Source organism: Deltaproteobacteria bacterium, assembly GCA_016219225.1.
Classification (GTDB): domain Bacteria; phylum Desulfobacterota; class RBG-13-43-22; order RBG-13-43-22; family RBG-13-43-22; genus RBG-13-43-22.
Genome location: JACRBX010000047.1, coordinates 1 through 25,530, shown reverse-complemented (window position 1 = coordinate 25,530; position 25,530 = coordinate 1). Strand labels below are relative to the sequence as shown.

At 46.8% G+C, this 25,530-nt stretch carries 21 protein-coding genes; 5 read left to right on the top strand and 16 right to left on the bottom strand.

Annotation, left to right across the window (positions count from 1 at the left end):
- Window positions 1–16 precede the first annotated feature (16 nt).
- The 5 genes from HY879_03755 to HY879_03735 all read left to right on the top strand — a co-directional run bounded on the left by HY879_03755 (window position 17) and on the right by HY879_03735 (window position 6,425).
- Entirely contained in the window at window positions 17–784 is a 768-nt protein-coding gene (locus HY879_03755; GenBank protein ID MBI5602447.1) for a LamB/YcsF family protein, read from the top strand.
- Window positions 785–829: 45 nt separating this feature from the next.
- Window positions 830–2,449 (top strand): long-chain-fatty-acid--CoA ligase, encoded by a 1,620-nt coding sequence (locus HY879_03750; GenBank protein ID MBI5602446.1) that lies wholly within the window; start codon window positions 830–832, stop codon window positions 2,447–2,449.
- A 299-nt stretch (window positions 2,450–2,748) separates the two neighbouring features.
- Window positions 2,749–3,741 (top strand): TAXI family TRAP transporter solute-binding subunit, encoded by a 993-nt coding sequence (locus HY879_03745; protein MBI5602445.1) that lies wholly within the window; start codon window positions 2,749–2,751, stop codon window positions 3,739–3,741.
- 221 nt (window positions 3,742–3,962) lie between these two features.
- Window positions 3,963–4,421: a hypothetical protein gene (locus HY879_03740; GenBank protein ID MBI5602444.1), complete on the top strand. Its 459-nt coding sequence runs from the start codon at window positions 3,963–3,965 to the stop codon at window positions 4,419–4,421.
- A gap of 51 nt (window positions 4,422–4,472) precedes the next feature.
- The gene (locus tag HY879_03735) at window positions 4,473–6,425 is read left to right on the top strand and encodes a TRAP transporter fused permease subunit (protein MBI5602443.1); all 1,953 of its coding nucleotides are present in this window, start codon (window positions 4,473–4,475) and stop codon (window positions 6,423–6,425) included.
- A 279-nt stretch (window positions 6,426–6,704) separates the two neighbouring features.
- On the opposite strand, the gene HY879_03730 is transcribed toward HY879_03735, so the two are convergent.
- The 16 genes from HY879_03730 to HY879_03655 form a co-directional block, all read right to left on the bottom strand.
- Window positions 6,705–7,817: a GDP-L-fucose synthase gene (locus HY879_03730; protein ID MBI5602442.1), complete on the bottom strand. Its 1,113-nt coding sequence runs from the start codon at window positions 7,815–7,817 to the stop codon at window positions 6,705–6,707.
- A gap of 62 nt (window positions 7,818–7,879) precedes the next feature.
- Entirely contained in the window at window positions 7,880–8,866 is a 987-nt protein-coding gene (locus HY879_03725) for a glycosyltransferase family 2 protein (protein ID MBI5602441.1), read from the bottom strand.
- Between the two features lie 166 nt (window positions 8,867–9,032).
- A complete protein-coding gene (locus HY879_03720; GenBank protein ID MBI5602440.1) occupies window positions 9,033–10,217 on the bottom strand; it encodes a DegT/DnrJ/EryC1/StrS family aminotransferase in 1,185 nt (394 codons plus the stop codon).
- Window positions 10,214–11,185 (bottom strand): NAD-dependent epimerase/dehydratase family protein, encoded by a 972-nt coding sequence (locus tag HY879_03715; GenBank protein ID MBI5602439.1) that lies wholly within the window; start codon window positions 11,183–11,185, stop codon window positions 10,214–10,216. The genes HY879_03720 and HY879_03715 overlap by 4 nt, the downstream gene beginning before the upstream one ends.
- Before the next feature lie 53 nt (window positions 11,186–11,238).
- A complete protein-coding gene (locus HY879_03710; protein ID MBI5602438.1) occupies window positions 11,239–12,012 on the bottom strand; it encodes a class I SAM-dependent methyltransferase in 774 nt (257 codons plus the stop codon).
- Between the two features lie 104 nt (window positions 12,013–12,116).
- Window positions 12,117–13,535 (bottom strand): hypothetical protein, encoded by a 1,419-nt coding sequence (locus HY879_03705; protein MBI5602437.1) that lies wholly within the window; start codon window positions 13,533–13,535, stop codon window positions 12,117–12,119.
- Window positions 13,536–13,987: 452 nt separating this feature from the next.
- A complete protein-coding gene (locus HY879_03700) occupies window positions 13,988–15,082 on the bottom strand; it encodes a DegT/DnrJ/EryC1/StrS family aminotransferase (GenBank protein MBI5602436.1) in 1,095 nt (364 codons plus the stop codon).
- A gap of 2 nt (window positions 15,083–15,084) precedes the next feature.
- Window positions 15,085–16,101: a Gfo/Idh/MocA family oxidoreductase gene (locus HY879_03695; GenBank protein MBI5602435.1), complete on the bottom strand. Its 1,017-nt coding sequence runs from the start codon at window positions 16,099–16,101 to the stop codon at window positions 15,085–15,087.
- Window positions 16,102–16,111: 10 nt separating this feature from the next.
- On the bottom strand, window positions 16,112–16,486 hold the full coding sequence (locus HY879_03690) for a hypothetical protein (protein MBI5602434.1): 375 nt from the start codon (window positions 16,484–16,486) through the stop codon (window positions 16,112–16,114).
- Window positions 16,487–16,489: 3 nt separating this feature from the next.
- Window positions 16,490–16,969 (bottom strand): N-acetyltransferase, encoded by a 480-nt coding sequence (locus HY879_03685; GenBank protein ID MBI5602433.1) that lies wholly within the window; start codon window positions 16,967–16,969, stop codon window positions 16,490–16,492.
- A 180-nt stretch (window positions 16,970–17,149) separates the two neighbouring features.
- Window positions 17,150–17,929 carry a glycosyltransferase family 2 protein gene (locus tag HY879_03680; protein MBI5602432.1) on the bottom strand — a complete coding sequence of 260 codons (780 nt, stop codon included), beginning with the start codon at window positions 17,927–17,929 and terminating at the stop codon, window positions 17,150–17,152.
- A gap of 14 nt (window positions 17,930–17,943) precedes the next feature.
- Window positions 17,944–19,293, bottom strand: coding sequence for a hypothetical protein (locus HY879_03675; GenBank protein ID MBI5602431.1), 1,350 nt, complete (start codon window positions 19,291–19,293; stop codon window positions 17,944–17,946).
- Between the two features lie 4 nt (window positions 19,294–19,297).
- Window positions 19,298–20,671: a glycosyltransferase family 39 protein gene (locus tag HY879_03670; protein ID MBI5602430.1), complete on the bottom strand. Its 1,374-nt coding sequence runs from the start codon at window positions 20,669–20,671 to the stop codon at window positions 19,298–19,300.
- A 54-nt stretch (window positions 20,672–20,725) separates the two neighbouring features.
- Window positions 20,726–22,453 carry a hypothetical protein gene (locus HY879_03665; protein ID MBI5602429.1) on the bottom strand — a complete coding sequence of 576 codons (1,728 nt, stop codon included), beginning with the start codon at window positions 22,451–22,453 and terminating at the stop codon, window positions 20,726–20,728.
- Window positions 22,454–23,044: 591 nt separating this feature from the next.
- Window positions 23,045–24,772, bottom strand: coding sequence for a hypothetical protein (locus tag HY879_03660; GenBank protein ID MBI5602428.1), 1,728 nt, complete (start codon window positions 24,770–24,772; stop codon window positions 23,045–23,047).
- A gap of 284 nt (window positions 24,773–25,056) precedes the next feature.
- Window positions 25,057–25,530, bottom strand: a 474-nt coding sequence (locus HY879_03655; protein ID MBI5602427.1) for a hypothetical protein, incomplete at its 5' end; no start/stop codon positions are given.

Genomic DNA, 25,530 nt, shown 5'->3' with positions numbered 1-25,530 from the left:
GGAAAGGTAGGAATATATGCAGATCGATATCAACTGCGATATGGGGGAAAGTTTCGGTTCTTATAAAATCGGCGAAGACGAAAAGATTATCCCCTATATTACATCGGCCAACATCTCCTGCGGTTATCACGCCGGAGACCCCATGGTCATGGCCCAAACCTTGGAAATGGCCAAAAAGCACGGTGTGGCCGTGGGAGCCCATCCCGGATACCCGGATTTATTGGGATTCGGCCGACGAAACTTGCAGACCTTCCCCGGAGAAATCAAAAATTATCTCCTTTATCAGATAGGGGCCTTGAAAGCCCTGGCCAAGGCCTGCGGCCTTTCCCTCCAGCATGTAAAACCCCACGGGGCCTTATATAATCTGGCCGCCCAGGATGAAAAAACGGCCCGAGAAGTGATCGAAGCCGTTAAGGCCTTTGATCCGGAAATAATTCTGGTGCTCTTAGCCGGGTCGAAGGGTGCCCAATTAGCCGCCGCCTCCGGGCTAAAGGTAGCCCAGGAGGTATTTCCGGACCGGGCCTATTTAAAAGACGGCCGACTGGCACCCAGGATCATGGCCGGGGCGGTGATCCATGACCCAGACCGGGTCAAAGAAAGGATCGTTAAACTCATTTCCTTCGGGACCATAACCAGTCTGGAAGGAAAGGAAATTACACTGAAAGCGGATACCCTCTGCATTCATGGCGACACACCCGGGGCCTGGAAGGTGGCCAGGATCCTCAACAAGGAATTAAAAAAATCAGGGATTAAACCGGCCCCTCTATCTAAAAAGTTTATTTGAAAAACAAAAATTTTGGTTGAATTTTTTCCGACTCTCTATTAAAGCTTGGAAAGTACCATAAGCGGAATTGAGAAAGGAGGGGTTTCCATTCACTTAGCCGAACTTTTATTTAAAGCGGCCCGGGCCTATCCTCAAAAAGAGGCTATTCGCTGCCATCAGGCAACTTGGAGCTATGAACAGTTTTTTGAACGGATCGGTCGGCTGGCCCATTTTCTGAAAGCCCAGGGATTGGGACCGGGCCGGGCGGTGGCCATTTTGCATTACAACTGTCATGTTTTTCTGGAGGCCTATTTTGCCACCGCCCTGATCGGAGCCATTCTCGTCCCCCTCAATTATCGTTTATCCACCCGGGAAATAGAATTTATTCTCAAGGATTCGGAATCCCGATTATTAATCGCCCATTCTGATTTTTTCCCTAAGATCGAAGGCCTTGGGTCTTTAACCCCTTCGCTTAAAACCACCCTCTGGGTGGATCCAAATGACCAGACCCGGTCTCGAGGGTTAGATTACGAAGAGGCGTTAAGGACATCCTCTTCAGACCCGCTCCAGGATTGGGGACCCGGTGATGAGGCTACGGCCCAGATTTATTACACCAGCGGAACGACCGGGAGACCCAAGGGGGTCATGCTGAGCCACAAAAATGGCTACCTCCATGCCCTGGGGACTATTGCCGAACTGCAGTTGACGGATTCCGACGTCTGGATCCATGTGGCTCCCCTTTTCCATCTGGCCGATGCCTGGGCCACCTGGGCCATTACCTGGGTGGGCGGCACCCATGTTCTGGTTAGGGAATTTGAACCCAAAGCGGTTCTGGAGTCCATGGTCCGGGAAAAGGTGACGATTTCCAACATGATCCCCACCATGTTGAATCTGCTGATCCATCATCCGGATTTTTCGGGCTATATCTTCCCGGATCTTCGGGTGTTGTTAAGCGGCGGGGCACCCATCGCCCCGGAGGTGGTTCGGAAAATTATGCAGGGGTTCGGCTGCGATTACATTCAGACCTACGGCATGACGGAAACCAGCCCCTATCTGACCCTTTCCCTATTGAAGGGACATCTGAAACAATTGCCCCCTGAAGAACAATTCGTCTACAAGGCCAAGACCGGCAGGGCCTTTATCGGCGTTTCTCTGAAGGTAGTCCGGGAGAACGGGGAAGAGGTCCGGCCGGATGATCAGGAGGTGGGTGAAATTATTGTCCGGGGGGACACGATCACCAAGGGTTATTGGAAGCTGCCGGAAGAAACCGAAAAGGCCATCCAAAACGGCTGGCTTCATACCGGGGACCTGGCGGTCATCGATGGAGAGGGGTATGTGAATATCGTCGACCGGAAAAAGGATATGATCTTGACCGGAGGAGAAAATGTCTATTCCACTGAAGTGGAAAATATCTTATACCAGTTTCCCAAGACCCTTGAGGCCGCGGTCTTCGGTGTCCCGGATGCAAAATGGGGGGAAGCCGTGCACGCCGCCGTGGTATTGAAAGAAGGACAACAAGCCTCCGAGGAGGAAATTATCCGGTTTTGTAAAACAAACCTGGCCCATTATAAGGCCCCGAAGTCGATAACCTTTCTCGATCATTTACCCCGGACCGGATCAGGAAAACTCTATAAAAAGGGTTTGCGTGATCCCTTCTGGGATAAATATGATAAAAAGGTGCATTGATCGTATCAGTTTTACTTTTTAAAAAACGCCGATAACCTCTTCGTCATTCCCGTGAAAACGGGAATCCAGGTTCTTTTCGGCTCAGCATGACATCTGGATTCCCGTTTTCACCCTCCGGGGTGTAGTCCCTCCGGGACGGAATCCGGAATGACGGGGCAAGCAGGTCAGAATTTTCAAGTAAAAGCTTCTAATTTTTCAAAAGGCTAAACTGATAACAATTTTTTAAAGTTTGGCCGGTTAGATGGTTTGAAATAAGGGAATAATCCCGATCAACGCATAACTATTTTAGGAGGCTACTTATGGAGAGGAAAAGTCATTATTTGAATCGCAGGGATTTTCTAAAAATTTCCAGTGCTGTCGGATTGGGAATCCTGATTTATTCCCCGGACCAGGTTTTAGCCCAAACCAAAGTCCGGCTATCCGTCGTTACCGGGGGGACCGGGGGGGTCTATTACCCCTATGGGGGAGGGATGGCCGCAGTCCTGACCAAATATTTGCCTGGGGTGGAGGTAACGGCCGAAGTCACCGCCGCCTCGGTGGACAACTGCAAATTGGTGGCCGCCCAAAAGGCCGATCTGGGTTTTGTCATGGGTGATGTGGCTTATGATGCCTATATGGGGACCGGGAAATTCAAGGATAAACTCCCCATCCGCAATCTGGCCGTACTCTATTCCAACTTTATGCATGTCGTGGCCTTGGATGGAAAAGGCATCAATAAAGTCTCCGACCTGAAAGGGAAAAAAATATCGACCGGTGCCCCGGGATCAGGGACGGAAGTTAAGGCCTTACGGGTTTTGGAGGCTTATGGTATTAATCCCGACAAGGATATTACCCGGGATCGGCTGGGGGCCAGCGAATCGGCCGGGGCCTTGAAAGATAATAAGATCGATGCCTATTTCTGGGACGGAGGGCTGCCGACCGCTTCCATCCTGGATATCGCCGCTACGCCGGGGATCAAAATTAAACTGATCGGCCACGAGGATGGTGTAGCCAAAATGGTGGCCAAATACGGACCGGTCTATTTCAAAGGAAACATCCCCAAAAACACCTACCCTGGAATTGCTTCGGACACCCATGTGGCCGCCGTCGCCAATATCTTGATCTGCCATGAAAAACTGGATGCCGCCCTGGCTTATAATATCTTAAAAACCTTGTTTGCCCATAAACCGGAACTGGTGGCCGTTCATAAAGAGGCCAACCACCTGACCCTGGAAGGGGCGGTGCATGGCACCCCTATTCCTTACCATCCGGGAGCGGTCAAGTATTATAAGGAAAAAGGGGCAAAAATCTAACAAACCCCTCTTGCCACTATGGGGCACTACGAAACATGAAAATATCAAATATCGAATAATGAATATCGAAGGAAGGAAAAAAATTCATAATTCGATATTTATTATTCATATTGGCGTGTTAAACCATCATACCCACCTGACGTGGGCACCGACGAAGCAAAATGAGGAAGTTCGCCCCTTGATCAACAAAACTTTGTCGAGGTATCGGTACTAAGCGCCTAATGGAACCCAGGGATCGAAAAAGAAAAAAACGCCTGCCGGCCATTCTCCTGATCCTGTTGTGGGTCCTGTTGCCTTTACCAGCTCACACGACCACTTTGCTTCAAGTGGTATTAAGGGATGCCGGCCGGGTCTATTGGGAAAGACCGATTATCCCGGGGGATCAGTTCTTCCTGATTCATCGCAATTCGATTTACGACACCTGGGTTTGGGAAGCTTTTTTAATCGATTCAGAAGGTTCAATCTGGCTGGACAGGATAAAAACCGGCAGCCCGGCGGTCCTGGAATATTATGGCCTTGAAGAATCTACCTCTGACTGGGTCAGGCTCTCCAGAAAAATCGGCAAGATCCCGATGCTGATATCTCCTATCGGGGAAGTCCGGTTAGAATGGGGAACAGAAAAAATATCCCTATCCACCTTATTGCCGGAAGGCACTCTGATAGAAATACGAACCCATTAAATTCCTATACTATGAACTTCCCGGAGAGTATCAGGGGAAAAAGGATGATCTATGGATTCAGAACCAAGAGGGGACCAGGAATCTTCGGAACCTTTGATCAATGAAGAGCGGATAAAGGAAGCAGAAAAATATATTGAAGAAGAAGAAGGGGTCACCCGAAGGCTTTCGGGACCTTTCGAAACCTTTATCACTATTATGGCCGTAGCCATGTCCCTATATCACCTCTATGCCGCGGTGGGGACGGTGACCACCCAGATCCTTCGGGGAGTACATGTAGCTTTTGTCTTCTTTTTAGGCTTCCTGGTCTTTCCCCCCTTAAAAAGACTAAAAAATCGCATCGCCTGGTATGACATCGGTCTGGCCTTCCTGGGAGTAGCCACCATCGTCTATATGTTAGTTGACTTTGAAGAATTCATCTACCGGGCGGTGACACCCACTTTCTGGGATAAGGCCTTTGGGATCATTTTTATCTTGCTGGTCCTGGAGGTCGTCCGACGGGCCACCGGCTGGATTATGCCCTTTATCAGTATTCTTTTTTTGATCTATGCCTATATGGGCCCTCAATTGCCGTCCCCCTGGACCCATCGCGGCTATGATGTGGAACGCATCGTCGGCCACATGTATATGACCCTGGAAGGGATCTTTGGCGTCCCGATCGATGTCTCCGCCACCTTTATAATTCTATTTACCATTTATGGAGCCTTTCTGGAATATTCCGGGGCCGGTAAATTCTTTATCGATTTTTCCTTTGCCGCTATGGGCCGGAAACCTACCGGTGCCGGCCGGACCGTGACTTTAGCCTCCTTTCTTTTAGGTGGGCCTTCGGGCAGCGGGGTGGCTACGACCGTTACCTTGGGATCTGTGGCCTATCCCATGCTGGCCAAAGCCGGATATGACAAGGAATCGGCCGGTGGATTGCTTTCGGCCGGGGGGATAGGGGCCATCATTTCGCCGCCGGTCCTGGGAGCGGCCGCCTTTCTGATTGCCGAGATTTTAAAAATCTCCTACCTCGATGTCCTGCGTATGGCGGTAATGCCCACCCTCCTCTATTACTTATCCATCTTTCTGATGGTCGAGTTTGACGCCAAAAAATTCGGCGCCCAACGAGTCTCCATCGATGAGACCTATAGCCTAAAGCAATTAACCTGGCGCTATTGGTTTCATTTTACCTCTTTGATTGCCATCGTGGTCCTGATGGTCGTGGGTTTTACGCCCATTATGGGGGTCTTTTATGCCACCCTGATCGCCTTTGGGGTGAGCTTTTTCAGATCCGAAACGGCCTTAAAACCCAAAAAATTAATTGCCGCCCTGCGATCCGGTTCTATCGGCGTATTAGGGGTGGCCGCCACCTGCGCCAGCGCCGGCATCATTGTCGGGGTGGTGACCCTGACCGGATTGGGGCTGAAATTCAGTTCTATCGTCATCAGCTATGCCGGAGGTAATTTATTCCTGACTTGTGTATTTACGGGGATATTGATGTGGGTTATCGGTCTGGCGGTCCCGGTAACAGCCTCTTATATCATCGGCGCGGTTATTGCCGCCCCGGCCCTGATCATGCTCAAGGTTCCGGATTATGCGGCCCACATGTTTATTTTCTACTATGCCGTTTTATCCGAAGTTTCTCCGCCCACGGCCCTCTCCCCCTTTGCCGCGGCGGCCCTGACCGGTGGGAACCCTTTTAAAACCACCATGATGGCCTGGAAATACACCCTGCCGGCCTTCATCGTCCCATTCATGTTCACCTTGCATCCCGATGGGGTCGGCCTGCTTTTGTCCGGCCCCTGGCCCAAGATCCTCTGGACCTCCTTCACTTCCATGATCGGCATTGCCGCCCTGGCCGGTGGCGTGGATGCCTGGTTTTTAAAAAGGGCCAATGGGATGGAACGTATTTTCCTGGCCGCCGGCGGCTTGATGCTGGTTTATTCTTCGTGGCTTTATGATGCCATCGGTCTGGGATTGGTGGTCCTGGTTATTGTTCTCCAGAAAATGAGAACGGATATTTGATGCGGGTTACTGGTTACTCGTTACTGGATGCTGGATGCTGGTTACTCCTAAAAACGAAAAACAGAGAAATTTCGTAACAATTTAGCCTTTTGAAAAACTTGAAACTTTTACATGAAAATCCTGACTTTCTCAAACGTCATTCCGGTGAAAACCGGAATCCAGGTTCTTTTCGTCTCAACATAACACCTGGATTCCGGTTTTCACCGGAATGACAGAGGGGTTATCGCCGTTTTCCAAAAGCTAAACTGATACGAAATTTCAAATAGCTTCGGTTAGAGCTTATCCCCCCTGCCCTCTTAATCTTTCGGTTTCTTTGACATACCAGTCATAGGTTTGGGCAATCCCTTCTTCCAAACCGATCCTGGGACGCCACTGCAAATCTTTCAATTTACAGATATCCAATAGCTTCTGGGGGGTCCCATCCGGTTTGGTGTGATCAAAGATCAGGTTGGCCTCCGGATAGACGATCTTTTGCACGGCTTCGGCCAGTTCCCGAATGGTCTGGTCCACGCCGGTTCCGATGTTGAGATGGTCGATTACATTCCTTTGGACTATAGGCCCAGGTTCGAGATAAGGTTCATAGTGGCGCATAATAAATAGGCAGGCATCGGCCAGGTCATCCACATAAAGGAACTCCCGTCTGGGGGCCCCGGAACCCCAGATAATCACCGATTGCGGTGTGCCGCCGGCCAGTGGCCGGATCCGATTGGAAAGTCCCAGGGAAAGGCGCAAGTCTTCCGGCAGGGGACCGAATATCTTTTCGTCGGCTTCAATTTCTTCCCATTTCCCCTGAGCGGCTAATTTGGCCAGATGAAATTTCCGAATCAGGGCCGGGAGCACATGGGAACTCTGTAAATCGAAATTGTCATGAGGGCCGTATAGATTGGTCGGCATACCGGAAATAAAATTGCAGCCGTACTGGCGGTGGTAAGCCTGACAGAGTTTAATCCCGGCGATCTTGGCAATGGCATAGGCTTCATTGGTCGGTTCAAGCACATCAGTCAGGAGATATTCCTCCTTAATGGGCTGGGGGCATTCCCGGGGGTAGATACAGGAGCTGCCCAGATAAAGGAGTTTATTGACCTTAAAAATATAGGCCGCATGGACCACGGTAGCATGGATCATCATGTTGTCATAGATGAATTCCGCCGGCCGGGTGGCATTGGCCAGGATCCCCCCGACCGTTCCGGCCACCAGAAAAACAAATTCCGGCCGGTTGGCCCGGAACCAGTAATTGACCGCCGCCTGATCCCGCAGATCCAATTGTTCCCTGGTGGCGGTCAAAATATTGGAAAAGCCTTCCTGCCTTAATCGGCGGAGGACGGCCGAACCCACCAGCCCGCCATGCCCGGCCACATAAATACGGGCTTCTTTAGAAATTTCAGTTGCCATCTTTTAACCTCAAAAAATTTTTCCCCTGACTGTCCTCTCAGGGTTCGAAATGGAACACCATCTCAAATGTTTCCGATTTCTCGATCGGTTTTATTATCGGTATCACTGGAATTGGATCGAAAATCTGTAACAGCCTCAATCAGATAGGGGGGGCGTCGCCTGGATTCATCCAAAGACCGCCAGAGGTATTCCCCTAAGATTCCCATCATAATCATTTGAAAACCGCCGATTACCAGTACGACCAACATGAGAGAAGACCAGCCCTGTACCGGGTTTCCTCTCAAAGCGTTAATGATGACCACTGCGGCATAAACCAGTCCCATTAAAGCAACGAAAAAGCCGAGGTATGACATGAGACGGACGGGTAAATAGGTGAACGAGGTCATTGAATCTACAACCAATTTTAGTTTTTTCCTGAGATCCCATCCCGAACGACCGAATTTTCGGGCTTGTTTATCGTAATAAATGTAATCCTGCCGAAAACCCATCCAGGTTATCAGAGCCATGATACTAACATTTCGCTCGCTGAATTCCCGGAAGGCATTAACGACAGTACGATCAACTAAAAAAAAATCGGCTCCGGTAGCCGGGATATCTTTTATTCCCGTAATCCGCCGCATCAAGAAATAATATAGACGAGAAAAGCCGACTTTAGAACTTTTCTCCCCTTCCCGTAACCGTCGAACGGCCCAAACAACCTGGGCACCATTACGCCATTTTTCCAAAAGGGCCGGCAGTGTTTCAGGAGGGTCTTGTAAATCGGCCGCCATAATAATCACACCAGTCCCTTTGGCCCGTTGGAGTCCGCAGGTTATAGCCATATGAGAACCGAAATTTCTGGACAAGCGAATTCCGTGAACCCGTGTATCCTGTTTAGCCAAATAGGTTATCACCCCAAAGGTATCATCTGCAGAATGATCATCAATTATTAGCCATTCCCATTCCAAGTTTAAAGCTTTGAGGATTTTCGATAACCGATCATATAAAACTGGCAAATTCTCTGCTTCGTTAAACGCCGGAGTTACCAGAGAAAGAAAAGTTTTTTCCATTATTAACCCTTATGCCCTGAAACGGTAAGAAGGCAATATAAAAATGGTTTTCTTCGAACTCCGATCTTTATTTTTTTCTCGCACCCTCATGCCCCCAGAGGCACCTTGAAGTATAAAATCGGTTTCGCCGAACGACGAATCACACAACGACGAAGAGTGTTTTTTCTTAAACCCCGCAGGCCATTTTAAGGCTTTTGACGACCTTTTCCTGTTCATCATCAGTCATTTGATGGTAAAGAGGTAAAATGATGGTTCGGTCTTGCGCCTGTTCACTTTGTTTAAGACGGAAACAGGTCTTGGGGGGGCAATCACATTTCTCCGAGGAGGGGCCACAGGACCAATCTCCCCGGTCATAGGCTTTCTCCCGATGAGCGCACATAATCCCCCGTCGTGTGGCAACCCCGGCCTTCAACAAAGATTGCATGGTTTCTCGCTGGTCGCAGTTATCTGGAAGGCGGACGCAGAAACTTTGCCAATTACTTCTGGCCCAGGAAGGCTCCACCGGCAATCCAAAACCAGGCCAATCGGCCATCAACCTCAAATAGTTAGAGGCTAATTGTCGCCGTCGCCCTATAATTTTCGACAGTCTTTGGAGTTGTTCTTTTCCGATCGCTGCTTGAATATCGGTCAGACGATAATTGTATCCCAATATCGGATAAGACTCAAAAATTACCTGCTGGGCACCGTGTCGCACCGTATCGGGAACGCTCATTCCATGTTGTCGAAGAAGACGCACTTTCTTATCCCATTCCGGGTTGGCCGTGGTAATCATTCCTCCATCTCCGGTAGTGATAATTTTGCGGGGATGGAAGGAAAAAGAGGCTATATCGCCATGGGGTTTACCGATCCTTTCCCATTTCCCCTTCCGGAGAATTTCACTCCCTATGGCACAGGCTGCATCCTCAATTACCAGCAGAGAATGCCTCCGGGCCACATTGATGATTTTATTGAGATCGCAAGGCATACCCATCTGATGCACACATAAAATGGCCCGGGTTCGGCTTGAAATGGCCTCTTCAATAAGAGAGGGATCCATATTATAGGTTCCCGGCTGTATATCTACAAAAATCGGTATTGCTCCGCAATAACGGATGCTATTGGCCGTGGCAATAAAAGAATGGGTTACCGTGATGATTTCATCTCCCGGTTTAACCCCCACAGCCAGCAAGGCCAGATGCAGGGCGGCAGTACAACTTGAAACGGCACAGGCATGTTCCGCCTTTACTTGTGAAGCGAAGGCTTGTTCAAAAGCAGCCACTTCCGGTCCCTGGGTAACCCACCCGCTCAAAATTACACGTTCTACGGCCTCGACCTCCGTTTGGTCCATGATGGGTTTGATAATCGGAATCATCGATCAACATCCTTCTTTTGCGTCCGCCACCAATCAACCAAAAGACCCAATCCCTGCTCCAAAGAGGTTTGGGCTTCGAAGCCTATCAGTTTCCGGGCTCTACTCACATCAGCCAGGCGTCTTGAAACGGGATTTACTTTTCGTTCAGGACCATGCTGGACAGACAAATCCGATCCCATGGTTTTTAATAAGGCCTGGGCCAATTCATTGAGGCTCGTCTCTTTCCCACTGGCTATATTTAGAATTTCATCGGTAACTTCAGCCTCGGCCGCTAAGATGTTGGCCCTGGCCACGTCCTCTATATAAATAAAATCCATGGTCTGGGTGCCATCCCCGAAAATAAGAGGCGGTTCTCCCTTAACAATCCGTTCCATCCATCGAATCAAGACCTCCGTATAAGCGCCATAAATATCCATGCGAGGTCCATAAATATTAAAGTATCTCAAACCGAGATAGTCGAGACCATACATGTCATTAAAAGACCGCAGCAAACCCTCATTAAACACCTTAGTTGCACCATAAAGAGTACGGTTATAATAAGGATGATGGGACTCAGGGGTGGGGAAGGTGTCAGCCAGACCGTAAACCGAGGCAGAAGAGGCGGCCACAACTTTTTTTACGCCCGCCCGGACCGCCGCGTCCAAAACATTGAAAGTTCCATCGGCCATTACCTCAAGAGCCAAGCGCGGTTCTTCGGCACATTGGGTAATACGGATGGCTGCTTGATGAAAAACAACGTCAATCCCTTTCATCGCCTCAGCCAACAATTTTCGGTCTCTTATATCGCCTTCGATGATGTTTAGAGGGCTACGGGCCATGGCCAAAGATAGATTCTCACGTCGGCCGCGACCAAAGTTGTCAAGAATAACAATTTCCGCCAGCCCCATTCCTTCTAAATGGTCAACGATATGGGACCCGACTAATCCGGCTCCCCCGGTAATCAATACCCTGCTTTTTTCTAATCTCAATTCTAATTCCTTCCCGCCACTCAATCTTTTTGTATTTTTGTGCCTTTTTCCCGTCACTCGTCCAAGCGACGCAAAAAGGCGCTGAACTCTCGACTCAACTCTTCCATTCCCCTTAACCGGGAAAGGCGCCGGGCAATCTTATTTATTTCGGCATCGTATTCGGGTTTGGCGGGACTGACCAAAAGAGGATGCACCACCCGTGAAATCAAATCATAAAGCCCAAACCGGCGAATTTCGACAATATCAAAATGCTGCCGGATGAAAGGCCAGAGTTTGTCTTCATCAAAATCAAGATTAAAAGACACCTCCGGCATGCGGTCCAAGCCGAAAATTTCCCTCGTTTGATTTAATTTTTCCCGCCCTTGCCGTGTCCCTTCCTGAAGGAGGAAAAAACCGCCGGGCTTTAAAACCTTTTTAATGTTCAGCAAGGCCTTTTGTTGATTTTCCCAGGTTCCAAGATTAATCAGACATCGCTGAGAAATAACAACATCGAAATGACACTCCGGGAAATCCAAATTGAGCACATCTTGAACCTTGAATTCAATATTAGGAAGATGTCCAAAATTGTTTTTGGCCCGCTCAATCATAGCCCCGGAATAGTCAAGACCAACAATTTTTTGGGCCTGTTTGGAGAATAAGGCCGTTGAAAAGCCATTTCCACAACCGATATCCAGGATATGTTGGTTGTATGGAAGGTGGGACGATAGGGTCTCAATCTCCAACATTCTCTGATTTTTGTCACGATGAGTAAGTAGATCTTCCGACAAATCGTCATTTAGTGCCCGATCATCCCAAAATTTTTTTATTTTTCCAATCGGATCAGTCAATAGTCATTTTCCTTTATATCCGCAACCTGCCTGGAAGAGCAGAAGCACTGGTAACATAAAAAATTTGCCAAACTTGAGTTTCCTATCCCTATCTTATTCATTCTTTATCGGGTGGTTCTGGTATCTATCAGACGCATGGAAATATCCGTAGATCTGAGAATTGAGCGTTCTTTGGGGGTATACCCTTCATACTGATAGGGAAGATACTGCAACGGATGGTTAAAGCTTAACAAAGTCTCACCGGTCGATATGGTCTTGGATCCCCAGACTGGGTAGAGATATTGAGCATTTACTAAAACATATGGCGAGGGACACCTTTCCCCCTTTCCATCCTCTGCCGATGATTCCTTCATAATTAGGTTTCGGGCCTTTTCTCCGTAGATGGCTTCTAACTGACGTTTAATCAAAAACATCTTTTTCTCCTTTTCACATAAGGCCGGGGGGCACTTAATCGATAAATCCAGAGCTACTTCTCCATAATGATCCTTTACCCGACGCTGAATGTCAACCGGGAAACGCTGGTTGAAAGGTTGGGCAAAGTTAATCGCTGTTTGGATCAAAATAAGGATAAAGATGATTAGCATCCAATTTTTACCTTTAGGCCAATATCTTTCCACAAAATAGGTAAGGCCGCAAGAAGCTGATAGGCATAAAAAAGGCACCATTTGTCGGGCCAGACGCCCATAGACGACCATTTTTTCAAGGACAGAAGAAAAAAAGAAAAGAAACAAATAAATTCCGGCTACGGCTCCTACCCAGACCAAACCCCGCTCACGGGCCGGGTGCCGGTCCCTAAAAGACAGCCAAAGGACTATTCCAATGCCTATTCCCCATAGAAATAGCAGACCGTGTTCAGCCTGCCAAAGATAGACCCAGGGTAAAGACCAACCTTCAGAAAAATCACCTTGTGTTATGACTTGGCTACTCCTGACCAATTTAGTGATAAACGGAGTTGTGCCTCGGTAAAAAGTCCAAAGGGTTAGCAGGGCTATGGGTAAGATGAATCCAAATCCGCTGACTACCCCTCGTTTAATCATGTCCCGTTTCGGCGGCTTACCGGATAATGTGTGAAAAACCAGAGATGTCAAGGCAAATAACCAATATCCATTATAAACCCAAAAAGTTGAAAAGGCCAAAAGACCGCACAGGACCGATTGTCGAATATTCCAGTGCTGATTCAATCCTAGCCACAAAGCCAGTAGGCCTAAAGCCATGGCAAGGTCGTAAGAAAACAGATGACGAGAATAATACAACATACTCACCGAGATGGCCATCAAGAATGCTGCCAGCAGACTCTCTGTTTCACCGGCACCTTTCTTTCGAGAAACAGCATAGATTAATCCAATACTGGCTACGGAGGCAGTCGACAGAAATAGGGCAGGCACCCAACTCGTATCCCCAACCGATGCTAAAGTAAGAGGGAGATTTTTTAAAAGAATTATTCCATATTGAAAAAAAGCAGGAATGGTGGATAGGAAAATAAATCCTCCATTCACATAAGAATCTGGGATAAGAGCGTCCACAGCCTCCCCTATATTTCCGTTGGAAATATAGTAAAGTAATTTCCATGTCCGGAAGTATCGCATCTCATCCGGCCAAAACAATTGACCGCCATGGAAGACAAGGATGAGTCGGCAAGACCATGCCAATAAGATTAATAATATTAAAATGAGCTTTGGGTTTGCGAGGTGAGGCCTCAGAAAGGTATTATCCGACATCAATTTTCCATAAGGCTTCGTTGATATCCGAAGGAGGAGCCCACATATCCCTTCTGCCTGTAGCCGGTCATCATCTAAAAACGATTCTCAGGGTTATCGATAAGGGTTAACCCTTTATTATAAACTTTCATTTTTTCAAAGGAATCCTTTTTAAACTCGCAAATCTGCTTCATTGAGCATCTTGAATCTTAAGAATTTATTTCCCCGAAAGGTAAACGACGAACAGCATTTTCGCGTTATAATATTCCATAGGAGGTTTATCCATTTTGCTTTATGACCTTGCAGACTCTTTCTATTTGAGTTTCATTCATTTCGGGATACAAAGGCAGAGAAAGAACTTCTTCTGCTGCACTTTCTGAAAATGGGAAATCACCTCTCTGATAACCCAAATTAGAATAAGCCATTTGTAAATGCACCGGCAAAGGATAATGGATCCCTGTTTGTATCCCTTCGGCGGTTAATTTTTCCTGAAGAACATTTCTTCGGGAAAAACGAACGGTAAAAACATGATAGACGTGATGGGCATAGGGCATCTCCTCCGGTAGCTGCAAATCACATCCTATTAGCCTGTTACGATACTCGTCCGCATGAGTCCTCCGAGACTCCGTCCAAGCTTCGAGATGCCGTAATTTGACTCGCAGAATAGCCCCTTGCAGCCCTTCCATACGAAAATTAAACCCTTTTAATACATGGGAGTATTTCCGGTCCTGCCCCCAATCACGCAGCATACGAATCAAACGATCATATTCAGGATTGTTGGTGACCACCATTCCACCCTCACCATAGGCCCCCAGGTTTTTCCCCGGATAAAAGCTGAAACATCCCAAGTGACCGATCCCTCCGACTCTTTGCCCCTTGTACTCGGCTCCATGGGCTTGAGCGGCGTCTTCGACGATGACCAGACCATTCCTTCGGGCAATTTCTTGAATTGGATCCATATCGGCGGGTTGGCCATACAAATGGACGGGAAGAATGGCCTTGGTGTGTTCAGTGATTTTTTCCTCAATTTGTTTTGCATTCATGGTATAGGATCCGGGCTCGATGTCAACAAAGACCGGGCGGGCTCCTACATATTCAATAGCCGCTACGGTGGCCACAAAGGTGAACGGGACGGTGATCACTTCATCACCCAAGCCTATTCCGGCTGCCAATAAAGCCAAATGCAAAGCACTGGTCCCTGAATTTACGGCGATTCCGAACCGTGTTCCGGTATAAGCGGCGAATTCCTTTTCAAAGGCCGAAACTTCATCTCCCAAGATAAACTGGCAACTTTCAAAAATTTTAGCCACAGCGGTGTCAATCTCTTCCTTAAGACTTAAATACTGGGCTTTCAAATCGACGAATGGGATCATCGTTAGTCCTTGCTCAAATCCATCGGCCGCCCACGCTGAGCCATGGACTGGGTAGCTGCTTCGATGATACGCACCACCCGCAAACCAGCTTGTCCGTCCGTAACCGGGTGCTCGCCTTTCTCAATGCAGGAGATAAAGTGTTGAGATTCCATTAACAAGGCCTCAGTCGTAGATAATTGGGGTGCCCACATGTCGCCGGTACGATAACCAACCAGCACCTGGTAAAGGCTATCGACAGTGCTATTAACCGTGACTCCCTTATCATAGACCTTAACCTTTTCACTAAACTCTAAGTCATCGTAGACAACCATTCTTTGGCTTCCCCCAAGTAACGTCCGACGTATTTTAACAGGAGCAAGCCAATTAACATGTAAATGGGCGATCAAAAAGTTATTAAAAAATAAAGTAAGATAGGCAATATTTTCAGGTTGTTCCTGAATGTGGCGGATACCCGTTGCGGATACAGCAATTGGTCGTGACGACATGACAAAATCCATAATGGAAAGATCATGTACCGCCAAGTCCCAGATCACATTGACGTCATTATGAAATAACCCGAGATTTATTCTCACCGAATCATAGTAGTAAAGGTCACCCAGACTATCGCCCTCAACCAATTCTCTGATTTTTCGCACGGCCCCGGTATAAACAAAGGTGTGGTCCACCATCAATACCTTATTTCGCCCGGCCGCTTCTTCAATAAGCTGAAGACAATGATCAGAGGTATCGGCCAAGGGCTTCTCTACCAACACATGCTTTCCTAACCGTAGGGCCTCAAGAGCTAAGCTAAAATGGGTATGAACAGGGGTGGCGATAGCTATGGCATCTATAGCCGGGTCGGAAATCAAATCATGATAATCAACGGTTATCCTTATCCCTGGATAACGTTGTTGTACTAAGGCCAACCGTTCAGGGCGCAAATCACTCACCATTACTACCCGGCACCCAGGGACCTCCAAAAAATTACGGACCAAGTTGGGCCCCCAATACCCATAACCAATCACACCTACTTGGATCATTTAATTTTCCTCAATTTGAAGCCACTAATATAATACCCACTAAGATTACCAACAACCCCACTATCTTCTGCAAAGTGATTTGTTCGTGAAAAAATAAAGCCGCACCCAAAGTAACCAAGGCAAAAGTCAGACTCACCAGTAAGGGATAACTATTGCTGAGATTTTCAAAAGAAAGGACGCGAAACCAGACAACCGCAGCAGCTCCATATAAAATAACTCCTATCAGAAACATGGGTTGCTGAAGGAGGGACAGGATGGGTTCACGGATCGTATTTAATCCAAGATGAAATCCACCGGCCCGCAAAATCCCCGCTCTCATTAGGAGATTAGCCGCCACAGTCAATAAAGCGCTGAAAATCACCAATATCAGACCAGAAACAGTCAATTCCTATTGCTCTTTTTCATTGATATTCCTAATGAATCTGGCTGGCGTCCCTGCAACTATGGCCCAGTCGGGTACATCCTGAGTGACCACGGCTCCTGCACCCACCATGGCCTTCTCTCCAATAGTTACGCCACAAAGGATCAACGCCCCGCTACCGATAGAAGCCCCGCGTTTAACCTTTGTGGGGACGACCTCCCAATCGCTATCATCCTGTAAATAACCATCCCTTGTTGCCCGAGGATACCGATCATTAATAAAGATCACCCCATGCCCTATAAAGACCTCATCCTCAATCGTTACCCCTTCACAGATAAAACCATGAGAGGAAATCTTGCAACGGGCACCTATTTGGGCATTTTTTTGGATCTCCACAAAGGCACCGATCTTGGTCTCATCACCGATACTGCACCCATAGAGATTGATTAATTCGGGATGATGGAAGCAGACCCCTTTCCCCAATTTAACATCTGATGCTATCGGCATATTTATCCTCTCGTTTTTTCTTAGCTACAATTATTTTGAGGTTATCCCCTGATCTCCCTATCTCTTACCATCGTTTTTAGCGTGTTTTGACTGAGATTGATTATTTCCTAATCTCTTTTATTATCTTCAGAAAGAATAAAGGATAAAAAAAACTCTATCAAGGATAAAATAGTATAAAAATTAATATTTTTTATAATAACCTTCCCCCAAACGTTGGCCTTTGGAGCTAAATAACCGGGAGTGCACGAATCGCAATTTTTGCAGCCGAAACGTCAGGCTGGTCAGGATTACCCCGATCCCATATCGAGAACTTCTCCAAAAATTAATCGATGAGGCTTCGGGGAAATATTTGGTCGGACAGGAGAGTTCTCCGATCTTAAATCCGAAAATCAAGGTTTGGGCCAACATCTGGTTATCAAAAACAAAATCATCTGAATTTTCCAATAGAGGAAGTGTTTCCAAAACCTTCCGTGAAAAAGCCCGATAGCCGGTATGAAATTCAGAGAGTTTTGAACCCATCAATAGGTTTTGGAAAGCGGTAAGAAAGCGATTAAAAATATATTTATAATAGGGCATTCCCCCACTTAAGGCGCCCCCACCAATGATCCGGGAGGCTAAAACCACATCATATTCCCCTCCGGCAATCATAGCAGCCATAGGTAGAACCAGCCTGGGTGTATATTGATAATCCGGATGGAGCATAACAATGATATCGGCATCCACTTTCAACGCCTCGGCATAGCAAGTTTTTTGGTTTCTTCCATACCCATAGTTACTCTCATGGAGAAAAACTTTGATCCCCAAAGACCGGGCCAATTCAGTCGTCCGATCATGACTGAAATCATCGACTAAAATCACATCATCCACTACTTCATGAGGCATCTCACTATAGGTTTTCTCTAAGGTCTGCGCGGCATTATAAGCCGGCATAACTACGACTACTTTTTTACCAAGTACCATGGGCCTTCCTTCCATTATTTGGACATTGAGGGGAGACGAATAACCTGGGCATTAACTAAAGCAGGATCTCCCTCTTTTTCCCGACTCGGTCCCTCCACTAAATAAGTGTTTTTTCGCCAGGCGCAACCGGAATTATGAGAAAATTGGATCCTGTTTTTTAACAACTCATTCTTTCTGGTCTGATTGGCAGGAAGCTCTAAGAAATATTCAATGCCAGGTTCATACCAGCCCACAACCACTACTGAATTAGGCAAATAAGGATATCGAACAAGAAAACGATTATCTCCGATATACTGCTTGTAGGCGGCGTACTTCTGAAAGGCGGTCCCTTTGTCGACCCATTCCATTTTCAATCCTTGGGGACCGGGTTGGAACACCAGGAAGGATATTAAATTATTCCCAATAACCAGGCAGGTCAAGATAGTCAAGTGTTTCCCATTGAGCCATCGAGCGATCCAGAGGACCGCAAAAGGGAACATGGGGATCAGGTATTCCACTTTTTCTGGTTTAACCAGAAACAAAACAAGATAAGCGGCAATGATGAACCCCCACAAGTAAAACTCCCAATTCCATTGCATAAACCCTTTTCTTTTCTTGAATACCCAGAATAGAAAAAATATCCACCCCGGCAATCCGAAAATCCATTGCATGACATAATAGCCGCTCCGGATAAAATCACGAGGCGGGTATAGGGTTTCCAGAAAATTAAGATGATATCGCCAGAGCAAGGGGAAATAGGCGCCCAAGGAAATGAACAGGGTCGCGCAAACGAACAGCAGAGTTCCCCGAAGGACAGTCTTTTTAGTAAAAACTTTCTCATTCCATACCAGAAATAGTAAAAATGCGGGCAAAAAAATGCCTGTGGTTAACCGGGCTCCGATGGCCAAACCAAGGGAAAGACCTCCTATAATCGCTTTATTTTGTAATAAGGCCCAGTAGGAAATCAAGATAAAGGTTGCGGTCCAGAGGTAATCCATAGATGAGGAAGCGTTAATAAAGACGACCGGTATAAAAAAGAGGAGTAAAACAGTTGTCAGAAGTTGGGATATCTTGTGGTAATGCGCTATCTGAAAGAAAAAATAAATCCCGATCATCGTTATGAATAGAGTCACCAAATTGGTATAAATCCAAAACGACTCCCATGGAAAAAGCTTGGCCGCTACACCGTAAGCCAATTCGACCACCGGGAAGCCCGGAAATCTGGAGGGTATATAACCCAAATCTTGTGCCCAACCCAGGGCGGCCAATCCATTTCTCCAACCATCCGGTTCTCCAAATCCTGAGAACAAAAAAGGAATATTAAGCAAGCCATATCCTAATATAATGGCCCATAATGAAAACGGAGTCTTTTTAAACCATTTCATGTCCCTATTCCCTTTTGTCCCGGCACAAGATATAATGGAGGCCCAACCCGACAAAAACCAAATAAAAGGGAACGGCAGGAAGTTTATACCTGGCCAATCCCGCTGAACCGGTAATGAAAATAAAATATAAGGCTATCAAAAGGCTGAACCACAAAAAAGGCTGATGACGCCAACTTTTCCAAAAAATAATCAGACCTAAAGCCCACAAAAAATAACTACCCATTAAATACAAAGCAATGGTCAGGCCGATTCCTATTTCTACCCTGGATTTTTGACTAAACCATCCTTTTATTAAAGCGATCAAGCCGGAATGGCCTTTGATTTGAAAATTCCCCGTTTTATTTGAAAGCTGGAGCAACTCGGCATAAGGACCGGTGGCCAGATTTCCCATGGTATGTAAAATACCGAATAAAAAATGCTTTAAAAAAGAGAAAGGATATTGGGCGATATAGCGGAAGGCCAGTCTTCTCCAGTATGGGTCTTTTTGGAATTCATTCATCCTCTGAGGATCTTTACCATCTTGGATCATAAGCTGGTCCGCCTCCTTGAGGAGGGCCTTTCGAACATCCTCGAAGGGTTGTCCCCTGCGCTCGATCTCCATGGGTTGAATATATAGGATGACGATATCATAACTCCCTACAGTTGACAAAGAAGGTGTATCGAAACGGACCAGATTTCTTATCATCCAAGGGGAAAGGGTTAATAGAAAGAAAAGAAAAAATAACAACATCAACCCTATTCCTTTCTTCAATTTTTCCCTCAAGATATAGAGCAGAAAGAAAAAAATGATAAAAGGAATAAATTGGGAGACCGGTCTGACCAGAGTGGCCAGGCCGAAGGTCAGGGCGGATAGGGCGATCCAGACGCTGCTCCTTTCCTTGAATTCTCTGGCCAAGGGCACGGCCAAAAAGATGGCCCCCAGGATGCATAAAAATACAAAAAGGATATCACTTAGGAGGGTGACCGAGTACAAAATAAAGAACGGATCTACGGCATAAAAAAGAGAGGCATAAAACGCTATCCGTTTATTTAAAAATTTAACGATTAATAAAAAGAGTAAAAAACAGGAGGCCGTATCAATCAATATTTGGACTAAGAGAACCGTCCATGGCCTGGGTTGGTCTTGAAAAAAATAAATCAGACTGACGAACAAAGGATATAGAGGGGTTCTGAAGGTATCTGTAGGTCCATCCTTTTCATAGGCAAACTGATGGTCTTGGGCCATGGTGATGGCCAATTGGTGGTACTCTAAGGCATCCTCTTTAAGAAGGATCCCGTCTCTAACCCGTTGATCCCAGGGTTTAACGGCCAGGAAGAAAATCAACCGGCTGACAAGACAGATTATCAGGATGATCCAGATGGCTTTTGAACGACCCATGTTAATTCTTCTCTTGTATTGCTTCCCTAGGTGCAGGGCAAAGAGGAGAGAGACTTATTTCCCCCGCACGGTAATAAAAACCACCGAATGAGGCGGAATATTGCATCGCAGTTCCTGTTTCTGGATCGAAACCGGCAATCGGGAAACAGCATCTTCCTTTCTATCCAAAAAGGGTCTTCCGTTAGAATCATGATGGGTAAGCAAAACAGCCTCCGCCTGACTGGAATGATGATTTAAAATAGTCACCAGGCAAGGGACCTCCTTATGCCATGATCCATTGGCGATAACAAAAAAAAGGGCCTTTCCGTCCTTACTCATGGTGGTTAGGACCGGAGTTAAAGGGCCTGGAAATTCACCTGATTTGGTCAGCGGGTCCTCTCCTGAAACTGGAATATAGTAAGGAGCCGTCCCCTTCATATCGAGAACCCAGTCTCCTAAATGGCGATTAAAATAATAATAAAGCCAATACAAAAGAGTCTTTTCCCCCGGGGCTTGAGAAGAAAGGACGGCAAACCCGGGGGCATCCAGATTGGACAATAAATTCCAGGAGCCGGCACCTCGGAGGATCCCCTCCCGGGCATAATAGATCAGGCGTACGGCCCGATGAAGGAGCCCGAAGATGTTGGCGTTTCGGGTTACAAAGTCGGCCGCTTCATTGTTCGGCCCTCCACTGTGCATTCCCCATTCGGTATCCAGTTGGTAGACCTCTTTCCCAGGATTATAGGCCTTGATCAGTTCATTGATGCGGATTATTTTATCCAGGATCTTGAAGTTTTCAGTTAAGGCAACGGCTTCAAACTTTCGGCGGTGGGCCTGGGAGACGGCATAATAGTGACCGGTCACAAAATCATAATATCCGGCTGCCTTACTCAGGAGATAGGTTCCCCATAAGGGGGTCTCGGAGATAGGGAGCCCGATTTGGGCCTTGGGCTGCACCTGCCGGATGGCCTGACTGACCTTTTTAAAGTGGTCTACAAAGTCGTCCGGGGAGGGGTAGGCCACTTTTCGACCCGGTTTAAGAGCGGCATTTTCCGGTTCGTTGGCGATCTCCCAATAACGAAAGCCATATTTCTTTTGGACCGAATGGCGGACCCCTTTACCCCAGACCTCCGGGGCCAGTTTATATCGGGCATCCTGGGGCTCAAACTCAAGCACCGTTTGCCCTTGAGGGATTCCAACCCGCAGGCATACCTCCGCGGCCTTGTCGATGGCCTCTTCCAGGCTGAAGGGCTCATCTCCTAACCCATAAAAACGGGTCAAAGGCAGGCGAAGGTCACGAACGGCCTGTTCCAAAGAAGGGGACAGTGTATATACCCCCTGTCCGTTGTAGGGCTGCCCCGTATGACCCGCTACGCGATGAAAGGAGATCCCGCTGACCATGCGATTAACATCCCTTAACCGCTTTTGCCCGTCCACCGTAAAGGATAGAGATGGGCCCGGCTGTAATCGGTGCGCCAAAGTCTCGTGGGGCAACGACCTTTCATCAATCAGGCGTACTCCCGGGGAATAGTCCTCTTCGGAAACAAAAACTTCGTCTATCCAAAGGGTTTTCTCTTCTTTGGAATCATTAGTGGCTTTCAGGGTCAACAGCAGAAATCTGGACCGGTCGGCAAAAAAACCCAGCCCCTCCCTGATGTCAAAAGTAAATTTCTTCCATTGTCGATCCACGTCCAAGGAAAAGAAACCGGGAGATGGGGCGTCAACATAGGTTCTGATGTTTTCGTAGGCGTAAAAACCAAACACGGAAGGCCCTGGTTTGTCTGTGCGAGCAAAAAAAGACACCCTATAAATATTTCCTTGCTTAGGTTGAATGGCATTCTTGGGTGACGTGACAATATAACCTGAGGTGCCGGCCGGATGATGAATTCGCAGACAATACCGGCCTCGATAGGGACTATTAGGGTCTAAAGTATAATGGTCCGGGTTCTGGTAGATGGCTGCCCCCCACATGGCCCAACCGGGAGGTGGGTTCTGGGAGGCAGGAAGTTCAAAATTTCCATTATAAATGAGATTGCCCGCTTCGGCCGAACAGTTTGTTCCGGACAACGACAGGTAAAGAACCAGAAAAATACCCAACATTCTCAATGGTAATTTGAACCGCCTTCCCATAGGTACTCTACCCTTTTCCCATTCTTGGGTCCCCAAATGATGGTCAGAGAGCTATCCGAAATTCATTCAGATGTTCTTAAAAAAGTTGTCAAGAAAAAATGGTCATAATCAATAAAAGACAAACTTTTATTATAGCCATCTGATGCTCTATTTTTTCGAAATTATCTCTTTGAATTCAAAAAAGACCCCATAAAAACAACTCCTTATTTTATCCCGATAAAATATGTTATTAAACTATTACAAAATCTTTTATCTTGCAACTATTTAATCCGGGATTTGGCTCTTAGGCACTTTTTTAGCCAAGGAATAGGGACCCATGATCAGGTCCCAAGTAAATTTCTTACCTTCAGGTCCTTGGAGGTCCATAGGTTTACCGTCTACCTGAACTGAAATCAACCAAACTCCTCTATAGGAGGGGCCTTTTCTTCTCCAGTGAAAGGCCGATTCCGGAATTCCCGCTCTTTCTAAATAAAATCTAACCGTATAGGCATTATACCAATGATATAAACTTCCCGAAATAGGTTGAAGCATTCGGGTTGTTTCGGGTTGTATCATGATAGTCTGCCCTGGGGTCCACTGGCTGGCTACCACTTTGGCGAAGTCGGAAACCTCTTTATGTCCGGGTCCCTCGTATTGGAGAGGGATGGGAAAGACTGTGAGGATATAAAAAATAGCCAGGACACCTACAATAACCTCCGCTCTTTTTCTTCTTTTTTGCCATAGCTTGCTTATGTTACAAAGGCCAAAATCAACCAGGAGGGCTATAAGAGGCACCAAAAAAACACACGTCCGTGGGGGAGGCGTCACTTGAACTAAAGCGATCAAAGAGATGATGGAGAGAAAAATCCCCATCCCAAGCCAACGCCAAGGATTAGGTGCCGCAGACAAACCCCAAAGGGTCAAAAGACCCACCACACCGACTCCTGCTGATCCTCCACTATGAAGTGACAAAGGCCCCTTAAGATACCTGAAACGCTCAAAAAAGGGATCAACCGTCCCCCCCCCGGTAACTGGATTGACATCAGGATTCATTAAAAAAGCTTTTAAACCGGAAACGATAATAGCCGGACCCCAGAATATAGCCGAAAATATTCCTGTAATTAAAAGAAAATTGAGCAGGGCATTCATCTTTATTCTTTTTTCGAAAAACCCGAATAAAAAAGCAAATCCAAGACCGACCAAAAGGAAGGAAGAGGTAGGGATGGTCCACAGGGATAGGGAGCATAGCACGCCAAGCATGAAAACCAGGGTACGATCCCCCTGGTAAATCCGGACGAATAGACCCCAGGTCAATAAAGCTATCAGGGCCTGAAGAGTATACCCACGGGCCATGGCCGAATACTGGACGACCAATGGGTTAACGGACACGATTGTTGCCGCCAGCCAACCAGTTAAAGTCGAAGCCCCTGGTTGTCGAGACCTGGCCACCCCAAAGACAATAGGGATCAGCAACAGTCCGGCGATAAAGGCTACGGACCGAAACGCCCAGATAGAACCTCCAAAGAAAATGGTGATAATGGAAATGAGCAGGGTATGGAAAATATGGTTGTTGACATGGGTGTAAACCGTAACGGCCGTCAAAGGATTTTGAGCGTATTGGAAATAGGTAAAGGCTTCATCGTAGGTCACAATCCCTTTCATTTGGACCAATCGAAGGTAAAAGCCGATGACAATCAAAACAAGAAGTCCGGCCATTTCTATTCGGGAAAAGGAAGAAAAGTCCATTAAGTTACGAAGGCCGGTTTGGGAAGGGATCAGTTCTTCCAAGTTTTGCTGGATCTTCCTTCGCAAGATAAAGAAAACGATCCCGATAAGGGCCAAGAAGACAACGGTCCAGCGGGCCTGTCTTTGTATTCCTTCAAAAAATTCCAACGGGAATCGGTGAGCACTGCCTGCCATACTGACCTGGTCGGCCAGGACTTTAGCAGCCGAATAGGAAATAACGGAGACGGTCCCGGCACCGAGAAAAAGGGCAACCCAAACCAGGGTCAAAAAAATCATCCATATCCGGACTGTCTTAGAAAGCAATTCTGATCCTCAAGATGTGTATTTTCCGGATCGAACCGAGCACATCAACGGTTCAGTATCTATCATAACTCCGTAACTATTCAATAATAGAAATCGCTGATTTCCCCATTCCCATTCGGAGCCGGTCTCCAGGCACGACTGAATAGGTCGCCACCTAATAATTTTTGTCTGTCATCCTGGTTGACTAAATTAATGATGCCATTTTCTCTGTAACTCCCTCGGGAGGTCAAATTCTCCAATGCTCCCAATCAATGATTTGATAATCTTTCGTAAAGGGACCATTTTGAAAAAGATCTTTTAAATTCAAACTCTTTAAAATTTTCTCGATCTTTTTCCGGAATTGATCCCCGAATCAAGATAAAGTCCATCATCGAATATCTCCCATCATAACTTTCACCTTTTTTTGAATCGGGATCAATCCATTCCAAATAAGATGGCAAGATGGTTTCGCTAACTTTCCTCCTTATCACAGTCCCAACTTCATAGTCCACCATGGATGATGCGGCGATTCCCTTCTTCCAGACAATATAATAGTTTGGGAAGTGAATATAAACGGGGCCATTTCTGAACTTATCATCATAAATAATCCCAGCCAGTTTTCTGCCTTCGGTGTATTGCGGAAATAGATTTTTTAATTGGACGTCATTTTCTTCTTTAAAGGCATAAAAATAATCAGACCATAGAACAAAATGAATCGATACTGCTACACAGATAATGATCTT

Coding starts and splice junctions, on each gene's coding strand:
- HY879_03730 (MBI5602442.1), bottom strand. CDS start 7,817: ATGGCAACTGAAATTTCTAAAGAAGCCCGTATTTATGTGGCCGGGCAT.
- HY879_03670 (MBI5602430.1), bottom strand. CDS start 20,671: ATGGGTCGTTCAAAAGCCATCTGGATCATCCTGATAATCTGTCTTGTC.
- HY879_03740 (MBI5602444.1), top strand. CDS start 3,963: ATGGAACCCAGGGATCGAAAAAGAAAAAAACGCCTGCCGGCCATTCTC.
- HY879_03735 (MBI5602443.1), top strand. CDS start 4,473: ATGGATTCAGAACCAAGAGGGGACCAGGAATCTTCGGAACCTTTGATC.
- HY879_03700 (MBI5602436.1), bottom strand. CDS start 15,082: ATGATCCCATTCGTCGATTTGAAAGCCCAGTATTTAAGTCTTAAGGAA.
- HY879_03680 (MBI5602432.1), bottom strand. CDS start 17,929: ATGGTACTTGGTAAAAAAGTAGTCGTAGTTATGCCGGCTTATAATGCC.
- HY879_03725 (MBI5602441.1), bottom strand. CDS start 8,866: ATGGAAAAAACTTTTCTTTCTCTGGTAACTCCGGCGTTTAACGAAGCA.
- HY879_03720 (MBI5602440.1), bottom strand. CDS start 10,217: ATGATTCCGATTATCAAACCCATCATGGACCAAACGGAGGTCGAGGCC.
- HY879_03695 (MBI5602435.1), bottom strand. CDS start 16,101: ATGATCCAAGTAGGTGTGATTGGTTATGGGTATTGGGGGCCCAACTTG.
- HY879_03745 (MBI5602445.1), top strand. CDS start 2,749: ATGGAGAGGAAAAGTCATTATTTGAATCGCAGGGATTTTCTAAAAATT.
- HY879_03685 (MBI5602433.1), bottom strand. CDS start 16,969: ATGCCGATAGCATCAGATGTTAAATTGGGGAAAGGGGTCTGCTTCCAT.
- HY879_03755 (MBI5602447.1), top strand. CDS start 17: ATGCAGATCGATATCAACTGCGATATGGGGGAAAGTTTCGGTTCTTAT.
- HY879_03675 (MBI5602431.1), bottom strand. CDS start 19,293: ATGAAATGGTTTAAAAAGACTCCGTTTTCATTATGGGCCATTATATTA.